The sequence below is a fragment of the Cyclobacterium sp. SYSU L10401 genome (genome assembly GCF_010993705.1).
In the GTDB taxonomy this organism is placed as follows: Bacteria; Bacteroidota; Bacteroidia; order Cytophagales; family Cyclobacteriaceae; genus Cyclobacterium.
Map to the genome: position 1 here is coordinate 47148 of NZ_WOFO01000006.1, position 13640 is coordinate 60787.

Annotated in this window: 13 protein-coding genes; 11 read left to right on the forward strand and 2 right to left on the reverse strand. The window is 43.1% G+C overall.

The features are described 5' to 3' along the window. The first annotated feature begins 1 nt into the window (after position 1). The gene (locus GL182_RS14775; protein WP_163380533.1) at positions 2 to 1168 is read left to right on the forward strand and encodes a CynX/NimT family MFS transporter; all 1167 of its coding nucleotides are present in this window, start codon (positions 2 to 4) and stop codon (positions 1166 to 1168) included. An 80-nt stretch (positions 1169 to 1248) separates the two neighbouring features. Then, on the forward strand, positions 1249 to 1851 hold the full coding sequence (locus tag GL182_RS14780; RefSeq protein WP_163380535.1) for a DUF2179 domain-containing protein: 603 nt from the start codon (positions 1249 to 1251) through the stop codon (positions 1849 to 1851). Positions 1852 to 1853: 2 nt separating this feature from the next. Here the strand turns inward: GL182_RS14780 and mtgA are convergent, their stop codons facing one another. After that, entirely contained in the window at positions 1854 to 2552 is a 699-nt protein-coding gene (mtgA, locus tag GL182_RS14785) for a monofunctional biosynthetic peptidoglycan transglycosylase (RefSeq protein ID WP_163380537.1), read from the reverse strand. Between the two features lie 276 nt (positions 2553 to 2828). Here mtgA and GL182_RS14790 point away from each other — a divergent pair, with 276 nt between their 5' ends. After that, positions 2829 to 4238: a methyltransferase RsmF C-terminal domain-like protein gene (locus GL182_RS14790; RefSeq protein WP_163380539.1), complete on the forward strand. Its 1410-nt coding sequence runs from the start codon at positions 2829 to 2831 to the stop codon at positions 4236 to 4238. Here the strand turns inward: GL182_RS14790 and hflX are convergent, their stop codons facing one another. Beyond that, positions 4239 to 5504 carry a GTPase HflX gene (gene hflX / locus GL182_RS14795; RefSeq protein WP_163380541.1) on the reverse strand — a complete coding sequence of 422 codons (1266 nt, stop codon included), beginning with the start codon at positions 5502 to 5504 and terminating at the stop codon, positions 4239 to 4241. A 233-nt stretch (positions 5505 to 5737) separates the two neighbouring features. On the opposite strand from hflX, the gene rfbC reads away from it, so the two are divergent. From rfbC to GL182_RS14835, 8 genes are all read left to right on the forward strand, one after another. Then, positions 5738 to 6289, forward strand: a complete 552-nt coding sequence (gene rfbC, locus GL182_RS14800; protein ID WP_163380543.1) for a dTDP-4-dehydrorhamnose 3,5-epimerase — start codon at positions 5738 to 5740, stop codon at positions 6287 to 6289. After that, positions 6289 to 7044, forward strand: coding sequence for a tyrosine-protein phosphatase (locus GL182_RS14805; protein ID WP_163380545.1), 756 nt, complete (start codon positions 6289 to 6291; stop codon positions 7042 to 7044). The genes rfbC and GL182_RS14805 overlap by 1 nt, the downstream gene beginning before the upstream one ends. Before the next feature lie 33 nt (positions 7045 to 7077). After that, the gene (locus GL182_RS14810; RefSeq protein WP_163380547.1) at positions 7078 to 8043 is read left to right on the forward strand and encodes an NAD-dependent epimerase/dehydratase family protein; all 966 of its coding nucleotides are present in this window, start codon (positions 7078 to 7080) and stop codon (positions 8041 to 8043) included. 96 nt (positions 8044 to 8139) lie between these two features. After that, entirely contained in the window at positions 8140 to 9552 is a 1413-nt protein-coding gene (locus tag GL182_RS14815; protein ID WP_163380549.1) for a tetratricopeptide repeat protein, read from the forward strand. Between the two features lie 36 nt (positions 9553 to 9588). Then, positions 9589 to 10350 (forward strand): phosphosulfolactate synthase, encoded by a 762-nt coding sequence (locus GL182_RS14820; RefSeq protein WP_163380551.1) that lies wholly within the window; start codon positions 9589 to 9591, stop codon positions 10348 to 10350. Between the two features lie 39 nt (positions 10351 to 10389). After that, positions 10390 to 11325 (forward strand): DUF368 domain-containing protein, encoded by a 936-nt coding sequence (locus GL182_RS14825; RefSeq protein WP_163380553.1) that lies wholly within the window; start codon positions 10390 to 10392, stop codon positions 11323 to 11325. Next, positions 11322 to 12071, forward strand: coding sequence for a shikimate dehydrogenase family protein (locus GL182_RS14830; RefSeq protein ID WP_163380555.1), 750 nt, complete (start codon positions 11322 to 11324; stop codon positions 12069 to 12071). Before GL182_RS14825 ends, GL182_RS14830 begins: the two co-directional genes overlap by 4 nt. Positions 12072 to 12270: 199 nt before the next feature. After that, entirely contained in the window at positions 12271 to 13632 is a 1362-nt protein-coding gene (locus GL182_RS14835) for a PhoH family protein (RefSeq protein ID WP_163380557.1), read from the forward strand. Positions 13633 to 13640 lie beyond the last annotated feature (8 nt).

Sequence of the window (13640 nt, forward strand, 5' to 3'; positions counted from 1 at the left end):
TATGATTCAATTGAAGGACAAATCCAGCAATAGCTGGCTCATTGTAGGCATTTTGCTGGTGTCTTTTAACCTACGCCCCTCCATTTCTGCTGTGGGGCCTCTGATTCCCTTCATCCGGGAAGACATGAACCTCTCCAACGGACTCGCAGGTTTTCTCACTACCCTTCCTTTACTTACATTCGCCACTTTTTCCTTGTTTTCCGCTGCCATCGGCAGGCGTCTGGGCAAAGCAAAAGCAGTTTTTCTGGGATTGTTGATTTTAGGCTCCGGATCAATAATGCGGGTATCTGCAGGACCTGTTACGCTTTACCTGGGAACAGCCCTGACCGGTATTGGGATTGTTATCTGCAATGTACTGATCATCCCATTGATAAAATCCAGGATGCCCTCCAAAACCGGAAAGGTAATGGGCATGTTCAGCGCAGGTATGACCCTGATGGCCGCCATTGCTACAGCCGTCAGCGTCCCCCTGGCCACAAATTTTGGTTGGAGAGGATCCTTATTGTTTTGGACCCTATTCCTTTTTCTGGCACTGTTGGTCTGGTGGCCACAATTAACCCTATCCCCCAAACCTGACAATCAAAAACAAGAAGCTGGAAAATCCGTTTGGCGCTCACTACTCGGCTGGCAGGTAAGTCTGTTTATGGGCGTGCAATCCCTGCTTTTCTTTACCCTGATCACCTGGTTACCAGACATGATGATAGCACGGGGCCTGAGTGCCACACAGGCAGGGTTGCTGGCATCACTGATGCAAGTGGTAGGTCTTATAGGCACCCTCTTCTCTCCGGTCATCGCTACCAGGTTCAGCCAGCAATCAGGAATGGCCCTGGCCATTGGACTGATATATATACTGGGCTTCAGTAGCCTTTTCTCCCATGAAATCTGGTTGAATGTACTGGGAATAGGAATGGTGGGATTGGGCATGGGTGCCAGCCTGAGCCTGGCCTACACCCTGATTGCCCTGCGAACAAAAAATGACCTGTATACTTCAGGACTTTCGGGAATGGCACAATCCGCTGGTTATTTTCTGGCTGCGCTTGGTCCCATGCTTTTTGGAATTGCCTTTGACCTATGGCAGGATTGGAACCTGCTCATTTACCTGATGCTGGGGGCATCGTTTGTTTTCATGTATTTTGGTTATTTTGCCGGTAAAAACCGAACCATATAATCTGATACAAGAATTTTCATAAAATTGCCGTAAATCACAAGGTTTACTTAATTTTGTATCGGATAAAACTATTTCATTTTATGCAGGAATTCTTTGCGTCTTTTGGCATTACGCAGCCCATTTTTGATTATCTGCTCATGCCCTTGTTTATTTTTCTGGCCAGGGTAGTGGATGTTTCCATCAATACCCTGAGAATCATGTTCGTACTGAATGGTAAAAAGACCGTTGCTCCGGTACTGGGATTCTTTGAGGCACTGATCTGGCTCCTGGCCATCGGCCAGATTTTTCAGAATATCAATAACCCCATGTCCTACGTTGCCTACGCAGGGGGATATGCCATGGGAACCTATGTAGGGATGGTGATTGAGGAGAGACTTGCTTTGGGCAGGGTCCTGGTAAGGATTATCACTCCGGAACCTTTACCAGAGTTGGTAGAGTACATGAAAGATAAGGAATACCGTTTTACATCTGTAGGGGCGGAAGGCAGGTATGGCAAAGTAATTTTAATGTTTACCGTGATCAAAAGAGAATATTTGCCGGGATTTATCGGTAAGCTGAAGGAGAGCAACGAAAAGGCTTTTTACACCATTGAGAGTGTCAAAAGGATTTCTGAAGATGACCTGAACGTCATGGAAGACCGTCCCAGGTTCACTACCCGACTCCGGAATCTCATCAGAAAGTAAATTTATTTGCTGAGCTCCAACTCACCCAGATTATTCATGTTTCTCAAGATCCAGTTTTGCCTCCCTCTTATATAATTTGTGGGTTGGTCTGGCCGCCACCTCAAAGGATTAGGTAAAACGGCTGCTATCAGGGCGGCTTCCCTTTTGCTCAGGTCCGCAGCTGACTTACCAAAATACAGCTGTGCTGCGGCCTCAGCTCCGTAGATACCATCTCCCATTTCTATCACATTCAGGTAAACTTCCATGATCCTTTCCTTAGACCAGAAAAATTCTATCAGAAAAGTAAAATATGCTTCCAGACCTTTCCTAATCCAATTTCTTTGGGGCCATAAAAAGACATTTTTTGCCGTTTGATTGCTGATGGTACTTCCCCCTTTCAGGCTTTTACCAGTACGATTTCCTTCAAATGCCTTTTGTATGGCCTCCCAGTCAAAACCATGATGCTCCAAGAATTTCTGGTCTTCAGCGGCAATCACTGCCAGATATAAGTGTGGCGATACCTCATTGATAGTTACCCAATCCTTTTTCAAACGGAAATCCCTGCTTTCATCAAAGGCTTGCTCAAATGTGCGGACCGCCATTAATGGGGTAAAAAAAACAGGGATGCTGCGATAAAGGATTACCGTGAATATAGAAAGCAGGAAAAGCCCAATCAGGATATAGGCGATCCAATGAAATACTTTTTTTGCCTTTTTTTTCACATCACAAAGGGAAGATTCGTTTTAGTAAAGTCCAATTGGTTACAAGACCTGTTGTATTCCCGGTAAATTTACGGATAAGCCGGGTCGAAAAACCAACATTTGTTAAAAAATTAGGTTGAACCCCGCACTTTGCCAGCAGGCCCCTGAAACCCCGGGCAGGTATTCTTCCTGCTTCCTTTATTTGAATTTTTAAACCGGAGAATGCCGATAATGTGGCCCAGAAATCCTTCCCTCCTTTTTTTTAATCCAAGGTAATCCTTAATTTTCCAACCGCAAATGGAACATTCTACAGAGTCCCAGATCAAAAACCGCCTGCCAGAAACATTTCTGGATCAAATGAAACAGCAGCTTGGCCAACGGGAGCTGGAGCAATTTTTACAAGCGCTGGAACAAAAAACGCCAGTAAGTCTGCGGCTTAATCCAAAAAAATGCCAGACAAGCCCTTTTGAGGGCAGTCCCCTTCCCTGGTGCCCGCAAGCATATTACCTTGAAGAACGACCCATTTTTACCATTGATCCCTTGTTCCATTTAGGCGCTTACTATGTTCAGGAAGCCTCGTCCAACTTCCTATGGCAGGCATTACATCAGTTGGATTTACCTCATTCTCCTCTGGCATTGGACCTATGTGCTGCCCCCGGTGGAAAATCTACCCTGATCAGCAGCTTTTTGGGTGAAGAGGGTCTATTGGTGGCCAATGAAGTCATCAAAAGTAGAAATCAGGTTTTGAGAGAAAACCTGATCAAATGGGGCCTGGGCAATGCCATCGTAAGCCAAAATGATCCCTCCCATTTCTCAAACCTGGAGAATTCATTTGATTTTGTACTGGTAGACGCTCCCTGTTCCGGTGAAGGCCTATTCAGAAAGGATCCTCAGGCCATAGCGGAATGGTCCCAGGAAAATGTGCATGTCTGTAAAGGGAGGCAGCTGAGAATCCTTCAGCAGGCAGCCGGCCTGCCCAAACCGGGGGGATACCTGATATATTCCACCTGCACCTATAATTGGCAGGAGAATGAAGAAAATGTTCGCTACCTGGTAGAAAACTTTGGATACGAAAAAGTAATCGTACCGATCAAAAACAGTTGGCATATCACACAAAGCGAAATAACCGTTTCTTCACAAACCATTCCCTGCTATCGCTTTTATCCGCACAAAGTAAAGGGGGAAGGCCTTTTCATGGCCATCTTGCGAAAACCGGCTTCCGGAGAACCGCACAAACCTTTGCGGGAGGGCAGGGATTTCAATCATCCCCACCTCAAAAGGTTTTCCATTAAAAATTCTAAACGATCAAAATTCCCTGAGCTGAACTTCCCTCTTGAAGTAAAACTTTACCAATATGACAAACATGTTTTTGCTTTACCAGAAAAATGGAGCCCTGTGTTCGAAAAAGTAGCCACACAATTGAATGTACAGTACTTTGGTGTTGAACTGGGAGATTGGACAAAAGAGCAATTTTTCCCGGCTCATGCCTGGGCCATGGGCATTTATCCCATTTCCGACTATCCCTCGGTAGCATTGTCCCGGGAAGAGGCGATTCAGTACTTAAAAAAAGAACCCATCACCCTCTCTATTAAAGAAAGGGGATGGGTGTTGGTCAAATACAAGGGTTTGAATCTCGGTTGGATCAAAAACCTGGGTAACCGATCAAACAATTACTACCCTAAAGAGTGGCGCATAAGGATGAAATGATCATTCTTCCATCCCAAAGCCGGATAGATCGAAAACCTCATCTTCCAGATAATGGGGATAAATTTTTTGATGAATCTTTTTCACCTCAGAGGTAATTACTTTCCTGAATCCAGCAATATTAGTGCCGTTGCCAGCTGCCATAAACACTGGTTTGATCTCAGATTTCTTGGTATAACTTAGCTCCAGCTTTTCAAAATCAATAAAGTTGGCACTTTCTACCTCATGTTCAGACATCAGCATCCTTTCGGCCTCCGAGGGCATTTTAGGTGCAATGTCAATTTTATTAAATACCATGATCACTGGTTTATCTCCAGCCCCCATTTCATTTAAGGTCTGATTCACTACTGAGATCTGATCCTGGTAACCGGGGTGGGATAAATCCACTACATGAACCAATAGATCTGCTTCTTTAATCTCGGCAAGGGTGGATTTAAATGATTCGATCAGGTGGGTGGGCAGTTTGCGGATAAAACCTACCGTATCGGAAATCAGGAAGGGAATGTTTTCCAGAACAACTTTCCTGACGGTAGCGTCTACGGTAGCAAATAGTTTATTCTCAGCAAGTATATCTGCTTTTGTCAAGAGGTTCATGAGGGTACTTTTGCCGACATTGGTATATCCTACCAGGGCTACCCTGACTATGCCTTTTCTTCCTTTCCGCTGTGTATTTCCCTGTTTTTCTATTTTTTTCAGCTTCTCCTTGAGCAAGTCAATTTTTTGCCGGATATCCCTTTTATCTGTTTCGATTTCCTTCTCACCGGCACCACCACGGGTTGCCGTCCCGCCCCTTTGCCTTTCCAGGTGCGTCCACATCCGGGTAAGTCTGGGCAACAGGTACTGGTACCGGGCCAACTCTACCTGGGTTTTGGCCTGGGCGGTTTTTGCCCGGCTCAAAAAGATATCAAGGATCAGCATGGACCTGTCGTACACCTTTATTTTAAGCTCATTTTCCAATATTTTAACCTGAGACGGACTCAAATCTTCGTCAAAGATCGCCATATCCACCCCAAAATATTCTATATAAGATTTTATCTCTTCCAGTTTTCCTGAGCCTACGAAAGTACGGGCATCCGGCTTTTCCATTTTCTGTGTAAAGCGATGGATGGCCTTTGCTCCGAGTGTCTCTGTCAGGAAAGCCAGTTCATCCAGGTGCTCCTGCACCACCACATCTGACTCATGCTGGTGAATCAGTGCCACCAAAACAGCTGTTTCCTGCTTGGGCTCCGTGTCTGTTAATTTTGCCAGTTTTCTGCTGTATTTACTCATTCAATGGGATTAATCTAACTTCAACTCCTTTTCCGGAAGATTATTAACGTAAAGGGCCAAAAATAGATTCATTATCAAAATGAATAATCAGACCCAAAGTGCAGTAATTATTCCTTTGGCAGGTCTTCCCTATCCTACTGGCTACAGAACTTGTTAAAATTCGTTTAAAATTGGTATATTTTCAGTTCTTATTTGCCAAATTGCAGCGTTTTCAGACACCAAAGACAGCAAACATGGAAATCAGGAGCACGCCTATCAAAGACGTTTATGAAATCTACCCAAAAATTTTTAAAGATGCAAGGGGATATTTTTTGGAAAGTTACCGGGAAGACTTGTTTGAATCGCATGGCATGAACACCAGATGGGTGCAGGACAACCAGTCTTATTCCACCGCTGGAATCGTGAGGGGCCTGCATTTTCAAACAGGCCAGCATGCCCAGGCCAAATTGGTGCGCGTCATATCCGGAAAAGTCCTGGATGTATGTGTAGACCTTCGCAAGGGTTCCCCTACCTTCGGAAAGTACCATGCAGTGGTTTTGGATGAATCCCTGCAAAACATGCTCTATGTTCCTACGGGTTTTGCGCATGGCTTTGCGGTTTGGGAAGATGCCGTTTTCACATACAAATGCTCCAGCCTCTACCATAAAGAAAGTGAAGGTGGAATCATTTGGAATGATAAACAGTTAAACATTGATTGGGGGGTGGATGATCCGCTCCTATCCGAAAAGGACCAGGATTGGCCTGATCTGACAAAATTTGAAAATACAAGCAGAGGAGGACTTTAATGTCTCTATTCAATATATTCAATAAATTACAAAAATCTGACGATAGCCAAAAGCTGGACCTGGAGTGGATGCATGCTGACATGCACAGTCACCTGATTCCTGGTATTGATGATGGCGCACAAACAACCGAAGAATCGCTGGTCCTGATTGAGAGGCTGGCTTCCTACGGGCTAAAAAAGCTGATCACCACTCCACATATCATGAGTGAATTTTTCAGAAATACCCCCGAAACCATTTCAAGCGGGTTAATGGAACTTAAAAAAGCCACGGAGGCTGCGGGAATAAACATTGAACTGGAAGCTGCAGCGGAATATTACCTGGACGAGATCTTTTTTGAAAAGGTGGAAAAAAACGAGCAGCTACTTACCTTCGGCAGTAATAAAATGCTGCTTTTGGAAACCGGATTCATGAGTAAGCCTCACATTCTTCTGGAGACCTTTTTCCAACTGGAAATGTCGGGGTACCAACCGGTGTTTGCACACCCTGAAAGGTATATTTATTTGCACCAGGAAAGCCATACGTTGGAAGCCCTGGCAGATCGGAACATCCCTTTTCAATTAAATTTGCTTTCCCTTACCGGATACTACTCCAAAGGCGTGAAGAAATTTGCTGAAAAAATCATCGATATGGGCCTGGTTAAGCTGGTCGGGACAGATTGTCACAATGAAAAATACCTGGATGCACTGGAAAGATTGCCCAGGGAAAAATATTATGAGAAACTAAAGGAATTGGACCTTTGGAACAAAAACCTATAATCCTATAATTCAACCCATTAGCCTATTGTACCTGTGAAAAAAATAATGATCACCGGCATTACCGGACTTTTGGGAAGCTACCTGGCCAAAAAGTTGGCCAGTGAAGCGCAACTATCGGGAATAAAAAGGCCGGGTAGTTCTAAGCGCTTACTGGGTGGATTGGCGGAAGACATTCATTGGAAGGAAGGGGAAATCACCGATGTGGAATTCTTGGCGGAGGCCTGCAGGGATCAGGATATAGTGATTCATGCTGCTGGTTTGGTTTCTTTTGACGATTCTAAAAAAGAAGCTTTGTTGCAAACAAATACCTATGCTACAGCCTGCCTGGTAAATGCCTTGATTTCTCTGAAAAAACCCAAATTGGTCTTCATCAGCTCTGTGGCTGCACTAGGGAGAGAGGGCAATGAATTGCCGATCAATGAAGAAAAAAAATGGGTCAATTCTGAATTGAATACACCCTATGCCATATCCAAACACCTGGCTGAACTCGAGGTATGGAGAGGCGCACAGGAAGGATTGCAGGTAATGGTATTTAATCCATCCGTCCTGTTGGGGAAGATTTCTGATGCAAGAAGCAGCAGTCAGATCTACCGCTACGTATTGGATGAAAACAAGTATTATCCGAAAGGAAATGTGAATTATATCGACATCAGGGATGCAGTAGACGTAATGATCCATCTGATAGATAAAGGGGAATGGAATGAGCGTTATATCATCAACAAGGAAAGCCTTTCTTATGAGATTTTTTTCTCTGAAATGGCTGCCATATTCGGAAAAAAAGCACCTGAAAAACCACTTAACGGCTGGCTTTCGGGTTTAGTGCTAAGTTGGGCCAGCTTGCAGAATAAGTTCAGCAAGAACAAGATCCCTATCAGTAGACAGACCATACGAGCTGCTCAATCCAAGGTCGTTTATGACAATTCAAAAATAAAGAATATTACTGGTTTTCCCTTTACCCCATTAAAGGACACCTTACAATGGGCGATGGACAAAACCTGAACAAAAATTTTTATCAATGGATTGTAAATTAAACCGGAGAATAATACCGGCATTGAAAATAATTGGTATCTTAAGCGTAAAATTTATATCAAACCTATGACAGGAGATTTTGACAATCATTCGGATCAGGAAAAGGAATTGGTACAAAGGTTTGAAAATTCCCTTAAATCAAACCTTGATATTTTTTTTGGGGAGGAGGAATTGGAAGATATTGTCAGGTATTACCATGACCATTTACTTTATAAGAAGGCTTTCAAGACCTGTGAATGGGCACTTCAGAAGTTTCCGTTTTCTATGGAAATCAAATTATTGATGGCCCAATCGCTCCTGTTCATGGATGAGATAGAAGAAAGTTTGGATATACTTGAAAACCTGAATAATCTTTCCCCAAACAATGAGGAAATTATTTTGACCATGGCCAATGCCCTTTCTCTTCTGGACCAAAGTGCAGAGGCCATTCAACTACTCAATGGGTTTCTGCCATTGGCTGAGGACAAGGCGGAAGTATATTATCTCCTGGGTAACTTTTACCGCATAGAGAAAAAGGACAAAGAGGCCATTGCCTGCTTTAAAGAAGCGGTGAAATGCAAAATCAATCATGAAGATGCCTTGTTTCAACTGGCCATGATGACAGAGGAAGAAGGTTCTTTTGATGAAATTTTGAAATTTTACCAGGAATTTATTGATCAGGACCCCTATAACGCCAATGCCTGGTACAATTTGGGAGTGGTTTACAACAGGCTGGGAAAATTTGAAGCAGCCATTGAAGCTTATGACTATGCCCTTTTGATAGATGATGCCTTTGCCTCTGCCTATTTCAATCTGGGTAATGCCCTGATGAATACCCATCAATACGAGAAGGCATTGGAGGCTTATCAAAACACCATCAATTGTGAGGGAAGCAATGCTGAAAATTGCTGCTACCTGGCAGCTTCCTATGAAAAGCTGGACCAAATTGATATGGCATTCAAGTATTTCAAAAAATCTGCCAAATTAGATCCGGAATATGATGATGCCTGGTTTGGCCTGGGCATGTGCATGATCAAGAAGAAAAAATATTTTGAAGCGATTCACTATTTTAAAAAAGCCCTGAAATTGACCTCCGAAAACGCCAACTACTGGGTAGGGCTGGCTGGTGCAGAGTACCAGTTGGGCAATCTTCAGGCCAGTTCGGAAGCCTATGAAGAGGCCATCAACCTGGAACCGGGGATCATAGAAACCTATATCAATCTCTCCTTGATCTATTTTGATCAGAATCGTTTTGAAGAAGCGGAGGACGTGATCAAGGAAGGTATGGAAGAGCTACCTGAAGAAGCAGAGCTGTATTATCGCCTGGTGGTTTACCTGATTAAAACAGGGAAATACAAAGAAGCCTTTTCAATTTTGGAAAATGCATTAACTTTGGACTTTGAAAAACACGTATTGCTTTTCGATCTGATGCCTGAACTGGAACAACAGAAAGCAATTTACAAAATAATTAATCAGTATAAAGAGGATTTAAAAGGATAAAATCCTTGTTTATCTATTTTACCAAAATTTTGTTGAATGAATTACATGCTTAAAAGCATCCCTTCGCGGACAGTCAAACCCAGAAATTCAGGATTTACAATGGCCATGGATAAAGGTTTGAGCCTGCGTGAAGTGGAAGATTTTATTGATGCCAGCGGAGATTTTATTGATATTGTAAAATTGGGATGGGCTACTTCTTTTGTCACCAAAAAGCTCAAAGAGAAAATAGAGATCTATCGATCTGCTGGAATTCCGGTTTACTTTGGCGGGACGCTATTCGAAGCATTTGTCATCAGAGACCAATTTGAGGATTACGTTAACCTATTGAATAAATATCAACTTACTTTTGCGGAGGTTTCTGATGGATCCATTACACTTGATCATGATATAAAATGCAAGTACATCGAAACTTTAGCCAAGGAAGTTACCGTCCTTTCTGAGGTGGGATCAAAAGATGCCGCTAAGATCATTCCTCCCTATAAATGGATAGATCAAATGCAGAAAGAACTCAATGCTGGTGCCTGGAAAGTGATCGGAGAGTCCAGGGAGGGCGGAACTGTCGGCCTTTTCAGGGATTCGGGCGAAGTAAGACAGGGACTTGTAGAAGAAATTCTTACCCAGGTACCGGAAGAAAAAATCATTTGGGAAGCGCCACAAAAGGAACAACAGGTTTGGTTTATCAAGTTGCTGGGATCAAATGTCAATCTCGGAAATATCGCCCCGAATGAAATCATACCACTTGAAACCCTGAGGCTGGGGCTTCGGGGGGATACTTTTGATTTCTTTCTGAACAAATAAATAAAGCTGATTTTTATCCTGTAAACAATAGGCCAGGTAATGAAAAGGATAGGTGAGAGGATTATTTTATTCCTTAAGGGAATGGGCATGGGTAGTGCAGATATTGTGCCGGGGGTTTCAGGAGGTTCTATTGCACTGGTAACCAAAATTTATGAAGAATTATTGGAAAGCATCAATTCCTTTGACCTTGATGCCCTGAAGTTATTGCTACAGTTTAAAGTTATTGATTTCTGGAAAAAAATCAACGGCGGATTTCTACTTCCCCTGGTACTGGGAATTTTTACCAGCATATTTGCCTTTTCAAAAGGCATAACCTTTCTCATTGAACATTTTCCTATTCCACTCTGGTCCTTTTTCTGCGGATTGATTCTGATCAGCGCCATTATCATACTCAGGGACATCAAACGCTGGAACCTCATGGCCATTTTAATGTTTCCCCTGGGAGCCGTATTGGCCTATTTCGTTACTGAATTGCCTCTGATGGCGCTACCCAACAATATCTGGATTACCTTCCTATCGGGTGCCATCGCCATCTGCGCCATGATATTACCAGGAATTTCAGGTAGCTTTCTGCTACTTATATTGGGTAAGTACGAATTCATATTGATGGCAGTAAATGACAGGAATATCCTGGTATTGGCCGTCTTTGCCCTGGGATGTATTACTGGCCTGTTGCTCTTCAGCCGGATAATTTCCTGGTTTTTAAAAAACTATCATGGGCTAACCCTCTCTTTACTGTCAGGTTTTATGATAGGCTCAATCAATAAAATCTGGCCCTGGAAAAAAGTCCTTACCTACAGAATATCCAGCAGCGGTATACAAAAGCCCCTATTGACTGAAAACATCCTTCCTCACGTTTACTTTACTGAGACCGGAGAAGAACCTGCTTTTTTGATCGCCATACTTGCTTTTCTAATCGGCGTAGTCCTGGTAGTAGGAATTGAAAGGCTGGCCCAAAGCTTTAACAAAGAATGAAAAAATACGGTCTGATAGGGTATCCATTAACACATTCCTTTTCCAAAAAATATTTCACAGAAAAGTTTGAACGGGAAGGGAAAACAAGTTGCCAATATGATTTGTATGAAATTCCGGATATACAGTCATTCCCTGCGATATTGGCAAAGGAGCCATCACTTATAGGGTTGAATGTCACCATCCCCTACAAAGAACAAGTCATACCCTTTCTGGACAGGTTGAATCCGGCTTGTAAGGCCATCGGAGCGGTAAACTGCGTCAAGATTACTCCTACAGAACTGATCGGTTTCAATACGGATTATTTCGGCTTTAAAACTTCTTTGATAAACTGGCTGGGAAAGGAGAGGCCAGCAGCACTGATCCTGGGAACAGGTGGTGCCTCCAAAGCAGTAGCCCAGGCCCTGAAAGATCTCAATATGAGGTTTGTAAAAGTTTCCAGGCAAGCTAAGGCAGATCCCGCAAGCACCACCATTACCTACCAAACACTCGGTAAAAAACCGGAGCTGATGCATGATTTCCCATTGATCATCAACACCAGTCCCCTGGGCACTTTTCCCAAAACTGAGGCCATGCCAGAAATACCGCTGGAACGCATCAACCAAAGTCATTGGGTGTATGACCTGGTCTATAATCCTACCACTACTACCTTCATGCGTGAAGCTGCACTCCGTGGGGCAAAAACGAAAAATGGATTAGAAATGCTTCACTTGCAGGCTGAAGCTGCCTGGGAAATCTGGAATGAGTGAATCAGCCACTCCATTACGGTATGACTTTACTTCCAAAAAATCAAATGGTAGCATTATAAGATAAAATACAGCGGATTAACAGGTTAGCGTTTTATATCAATTTAGGATTATAATTCATTCCATTAATTAAGATGATTTCTTTAAGCAATTTGGATTAAAATAATTATTATTAAGCCTCATTCAACTTCAGTCAGATTTTATGGTGAAGAAAGCAGCTAGTCCTTCCAGAAAAATTTTCGTACTTGACACCTCAGTCATCCTGTACGATCACCATTCCATCATGAACTTTGCAGAGCATGATGTGGTCATCCCCATAACCGTCCTGGAAGAATTGGATCAATTTAAGAAGGGTAGTGACACTAAAAATTTTGAGGCCAGGGAATTTATCAGGCTTTTGGACAAATTGTCAAAAGACCAAATGATCCAGCATTGGACGCCACTGAATGGGAAAAACAAGGGGGCCTTCAAGGTGATGATGAATCCCGATAACGCTTTGAATGCAAACGAGATATTTGGAGAAGAAAAAAATGACCACAAAATCCTGAATGCGGCTTTAAGTTTAAAGCAAACAGAAAAAAACAGGAAAGTGATTTTGGTCAGTAAGGATATCAATCTCCGCCTGAAAGCGAAATCACTGGACATTTTGGCGGAGGATTATGAAACCGGCAAGATCAAAAACATATCGGAAATAGAGAATACAGGCAAGGAAACCCTGGAAAACGTTCAACCGGAAACGATCAATGACCTGTATGAACAAAACACACTGGACGCCAAGGCCATTTTTGGGCGAGGCAAAAAAAATATTCCTCCAAACAATACTTTTTTCATTCTGAAAGGTCTCTCTCATAATGCTTCCATACTGGCTTTCTTTCAGGCGGCAGAGAACTGTTTCCACAAAATATCAAAATCCAGGGCCTATAACATCAGCCCCAAAAATGCGGAGCAGGCTTTTGCTCTCCACGCCATTTTGAATCCGAATATCAAGCTGGTAAGCATACAGGGGGTAGCGGGAACGGGAAAAACCCTTTTGGCACTGGCCGGAGCTTTAGAGCAACGCAGCAATTTCAAACAGATATTTCTTGCCCGACCGATCGTCCCGCTCAGCAATAAAGATATCGGATACCTACCAGGTGACATTAAATCCAAGCTTAACCCCTATATGGAGCCATTATGGGATAACCTTAAATTCATTCAAAATCAGTACAAAGAAAGTGACAAGGAATATCAGCGGATTACTGACATGGTCAATCAGGAAAAATTGGTCATACAGCCTTTGGCCTATATACGTGGCCGTTCGCTATCCAATATTTTCTTTATCGTAGATGAAGCCCAGAACCTTACCCCGCATGAAGTAAAAACCATCATCAGCAGGGCAGGGGAGAACACAAAAATAATTTTTACAGGTGACGTATTTCAAATAGACACTCCTTATCTGGACAGCCAAAGTAATGGGCTGTCCTACCTCATCGACCGGGTAAGAAATCATCCCCTTTATGCCCATATCAAACTGGAAAAAGGGGAGCGTTCCGAGCTGGCCAATCTTGCGAATGATCTTTTGTAATTCCGGTG